At 30.1% G+C, this 4673-nt stretch carries 3 protein-coding genes; 2 read left to right on the top strand and 1 reads right to left on the bottom strand.

The window, feature by feature from the left end:
• A partial coding sequence (lepA, locus tag WBG30_RS13695; protein ID WP_424505217.1) for a translation elongation factor 4 occupies nt 1-1366 on the bottom strand: 1366 nt, incomplete at its 3' end.
• A gap of 255 nt (nt 1367-1621) precedes the next feature.
• Here lepA and WBG30_RS13690 point away from each other — a divergent pair.
• Both WBG30_RS13690 and WBG30_RS13685 read left to right on the top strand, forming a co-directional pair.
• Nucleotides 1622-2461 carry a WYL domain-containing protein gene (locus tag WBG30_RS13690; protein WP_424505216.1) on the top strand — a complete coding sequence of 280 codons (840 nt, stop codon included), beginning with the start codon at nt 1622-1624 and terminating at the stop codon, nt 2459-2461.
• Nucleotides 2462-2635: 174 nt separating this feature from the next.
• Complete coding sequence (locus WBG30_RS13685) at nt 2636-4078, top strand: MATE family efflux transporter (RefSeq protein WP_424505215.1); 1443 nt, start codon at nt 2636-2638, stop codon at nt 4076-4078.
• The last annotated feature ends 595 nt before the right edge of the window (nt 4079-4673 follow it).

The raw sequence follows: 4673 nt of genomic DNA, 5'->3' as shown, positions 1-4673 counted from the left end.
ATACTATCTCTGCAAGGGGTAGTTCGTATGTAATCATAGCACGAGTGTCATCAATATAGTTCATACTAATGTATGTTCCTCTTTTTAACTGACATAATTCCATAACTCCACCAACATAGTCTTTTGGAACTATTATATTTCCTTTGATGTATGGTTCTTCTACAATTACTTTACCTTGCCCACCAAGTGGGAAATCTTCTGGGTTGTCTATAGTATACATTGGTTCATTTTCTCTATGAATTCTATATTTAACTGATGGTGAAGTAGATATAAGATCTATATCGTATTCTCTTCTAAGTCTTTCTACAATAATTTCCATGTGTAAAAGGCCCAAGAATCCACATCTAAATCCAAATCCTAATGCTAGTGATGTTTCAGGTTCAAAAGTAAGTGAAGCATCGTTTAATTGTAATTTTTCAATAGCATCTCTTAGATCTTCATAATCATCAGTAGATATTGGATATAATCCAGCAAATACCATCGATTGAGCTTGTCTATAACCTTCTAAAGGTTCTTCACATGGATTATTAAGACTGGTAATGGTATCTCCTACTTGTGAATCATGGATAGATTTTGTACCAGTGATAATATATCCTACCGATCCTGCAGTTAAAATATTAATAGGATTCATGTTAGGAGAGAATATTCCACATTCAAGGATATCAAATTGGTGGTCATTAGAGAATACTTTTACTTTATCTCCTTTTTTTATAGTTCCATCTATAACTCTTACATATGTAACTACTCCTCTATATTCATCAAAATGTGAATCAAAGATAAGAGCTTTTAAAGGCCCATCTTCACTGTTTGAAGGTGCAGGGACAAATTTTACGATGGCTTCTAATAGTTCGTCGATCCCTATACCTGATTTAGCAGATGTAAGTACTGCTTCGTCAGCAGGAATTCCAATAACATCTTCAATTTCATTTCTAACTTTTTCTACATCAGCAGCAGGTAAATCAATTTTATTGATTACAGGAACTACTTCTAAATCTTGTTCTAAAGCTAAATATACATTTGCTAAAGTTTGAGCTTCTACACCTTGAGCTGCATCTACTACTAATAGTGCACCTTCACAGGCAGCAAGAGATCTAGAAACTTCATAGATAAAGTCTACATGTCCAGGTGTATCGATTAAGTTTAACTCATATGTTTTACCGTCATTAGCTTTATAGTTGATAGTAACAGTATTGGCTTTTATTGTTATACCCTTTTCTTTTTCTAAATCCATACTATCTAATAATTGATTTTCCATATCTCTATCTGCAACTGTTCCTGTTGATTGGATAAGTCTATCAGCTAAGGTAGATTTACCATGGTCTATATGTGCTATTATTGAAAAATTTCTTTTTAATTCTTGTGACACAACGTTCCTCCTAATGTTTATATTAAATTTTTTATAAATTAATTTATAATTTTACATTCTATTATAAGCTATCTAAGTAGAAAAAGCAACCATTACTCCTTGTACTTTGTTTTATATCTACCCCATACATAATGTTAGAGTGTACTTAAATATACTATTATTCTATCTTAATAATTTTTAATTAACTAGTTTTTACTATATACTTTAGATAGAGGTTAATATAATTAGATATTAATATAATATTGGGGGGAAGTTATGAGTGATAAAAAAATAAGGTTTACTGTCCCAAATTTTGTAAATGAAATAACATTTAGAGATATAGAAAATTTTGATATAAAAATTAATAGTTTTTTTAATCGATTGTTTACTAGCTCCTACATCAATGTGGATAAATATCCATTTAAGAAAAGTTCTGGGAATAAAAAAATACAATTTAATTTAAATAAAGAAAATCAGTTAATCTATGATAATTTACTACCTAAAAATAAGATACAAAATGAATCAGAATACTTTAGAGATCTTATAAGGACATATATATCACAGCCACATTATAAGAGGGAACGAAAAATTTTTTATTTTGAATATGAAGCTATACAAAAAGCTATACAAAGAAAGGAGGAAGTTTTGATAACCCTTTTAGGGAATGATTATATAGTAGAACCTTATTTTTTTAAAGTTACATCGGAGGAGAAGAATAATTTTTTATTTTGTTGGATATATGACAAAAAAGAATATAGTGTTTTTAACCTGTCTAGGATATCTAAGGTAACTCCAATAAGATTTAGAAAAAATAAAAGGCATATGGATATAGTCTATATAGACAAAGTACATAAAAAATTTGATCCATTCTTATCCTATGGGAATATAGTAAAGGTTAAATTAACAGATCAAGGGAAGATATGGTTCAAAAGAATAAATCATTACAAACCAACTCTTATAAAAATAGAAGGAGATATATACTACTGTGAATCTAGTGATACAAAAGCTACATTATATTTTGCAAGGTTTTATAATGAAGCTGAAATATTAGAACCCTTATCTCTTAGAAAGAAAATGAAGGTTCTTTTGGAAAACACCATATCTCAATATAAGTAAAGAAGAGTACATAAGTAGAACCTTTTATATTGATATAAATATACAATTATATTATTTTTATTGATCTAAAACAAAAATATAATGAACCTTTAAAATAAAAAGAAGCAGTATTGAGAGGGAGTTGTTTTAGTGGTAGAATATATAGTATAAAAAAGCTTATATTTGAGGTGAGTTATGAAAACAATGAGGAAAAGAACGATGATATTAGAAGGGAATATGTATAAGGTAGTAATATTACTATCCCTCCCTGTAATGCTAAATAACCTTATACAGACCATGTATAATCTGACAGATACATATTTTTTAAGTAAATTAGGCTCTGTAGAAGTTGCATCTATGACTTTAGCTTGGCCAGTTGTATTTTTACAACTAGCGTTAGGAATGGGAATAGGTATAGCAGGAACTACTTTGATTTCTCAAAATATAGGTGCAGAGAAAATGGAAGAAGCTAAAAAAACAGCAGGACAGTTAGTAAGCTTTGCCATGGGATTTTCTGTACTCCTCAGTATAAGTGGAATAATTAGTACACCATATATATTAAAAGTTATGGGTGCTACAGGTGATATATATACCAATGCTTATATATACTTAGTACTTATAGTTGGAGGAGCTCCTCTTACGTATGCGGCATTTATATATGCATCTATAAAACAAGGGGAAGGAGATACTATTTCTCCTATGATTCTCAGTCTGATATCTGTAACTATCAATATAGTACTAGACCCAATATTTATATTTTATTTTGACTTAGGAATAAAAGGTGCTGCTTTAGCTACCCTCCTTGCTAGAGCCATAATGTCATTTTATATAGTGTATCAATTATTTATAAAAGATACTCCTATGAGACTAAGACTAAAAGATCTAAAACCAGACTTTAATTATATAAAAAAAATAACAAAATTAGGAATACCGGCTTCTATCGGCCAAGCTACAATTGCCATGGGATTTGTGGTACTTAATAGTTTTGTAAATACCTATGGAGAATTAACTCTGGCTGCATTTGGAATTGGTAATAGAATAACTGGACTTATAGTAATGCCTGCCATGGGAATTGGAGGAGCTGTTTCTTCTATCGTTGGTCAAAATATAGGAAATAATGATGTGAAGAGAGTTAAAGAGTGTGTATTAAAGAGTTCAATCTTAGCAACTATCTTTTCTATTGTAGGAACTACTACACTTTTAATATGGGGAAGTAATATAATTAGACTTTTTTCTACCAATAAAGAAATAATATATCTTGGAAATGATTACTTGAAATATATATCTTTGAGTTTAATAGGATTAGCTATACTACCTATAATTACAGGAGCATTACAAGGTGTAGGGCAAACTAAAAAAGCAATGTATATCAGTATGTCAAGACTTTGGGTTTTTAGACTACCCACACTACTACTACTTCCATTTTTTATAGGTAAAACAGAATATGTGATCTGGTATGCTATATTTTCGAGTAATATCATAGCTATGTTGGTTGCCATCTATTTCTATAATAAATCGGAGTTTAAAAGTATAGTAGGAGATGTCAAAGATAAAGAAAATAAAATGATAAAAAACAAAATAAGTCAAGGGATGGAAATTGAGATGGAAGCAGAATTTGCTAGGATAGAAACTAAATAGAAGTTATAAGAGTAGATGAATAAATTTCATCTACTCTATTTTTTTTTAACCTTTTTTTTGTAACACAGAGACTCACCGAGGTTAGGTGAGAGGTTCACAGAGTTAAAACCTAAAATTTATTTTTCCTCTGCGTTGATATCTTTTCCCTTCTTGGTTAGAACCTCATCTATTCTCTGTCCTCATTTCCCTCCTAAGCTCTCCTAAAACATCCCCCTACACATTGCACCTCCACAGTTGAAATATCGCAAATAAGAAAGCCTTGAATCTCTTGAAAACATTGGGATTGAGAGGCGATAAATATAAAAGGCCACTTAGGAGCCTTAAGGGGGTTAAAAATACCCTTAAGGGTAGCGTGAGTGGCCTTATTTTACTTTGAAATTAGTGCATTCTTATCAGCAGTGATATAATGGGGATTTGTAGATGATTCTTCTAAATATTTTTGTATTGTGTCATAAAAAACACCTCCTATAGGAGTTTTAACACATAAGAAGGTGAAAGTTAAGGGTACTATTTTTTTATTTATATGATATATTGTAATAGAATTAATTTATATGAAAAAAGAGCAATAATTTTTAATTACTACTCCTTCCTTAAT

Origin of the sequence: Psychrilyobacter sp., from assembly GCF_049671765.1 — a bacterium.
GTDB lineage: Bacteria > Fusobacteriota > Fusobacteriia > Fusobacteriales > Fusobacteriaceae > Psychrilyobacter.
The sequence above is the reverse complement of the archived record's forward strand: the minus strand, read 5'-3'. Positions and strand labels throughout refer to the sequence as shown.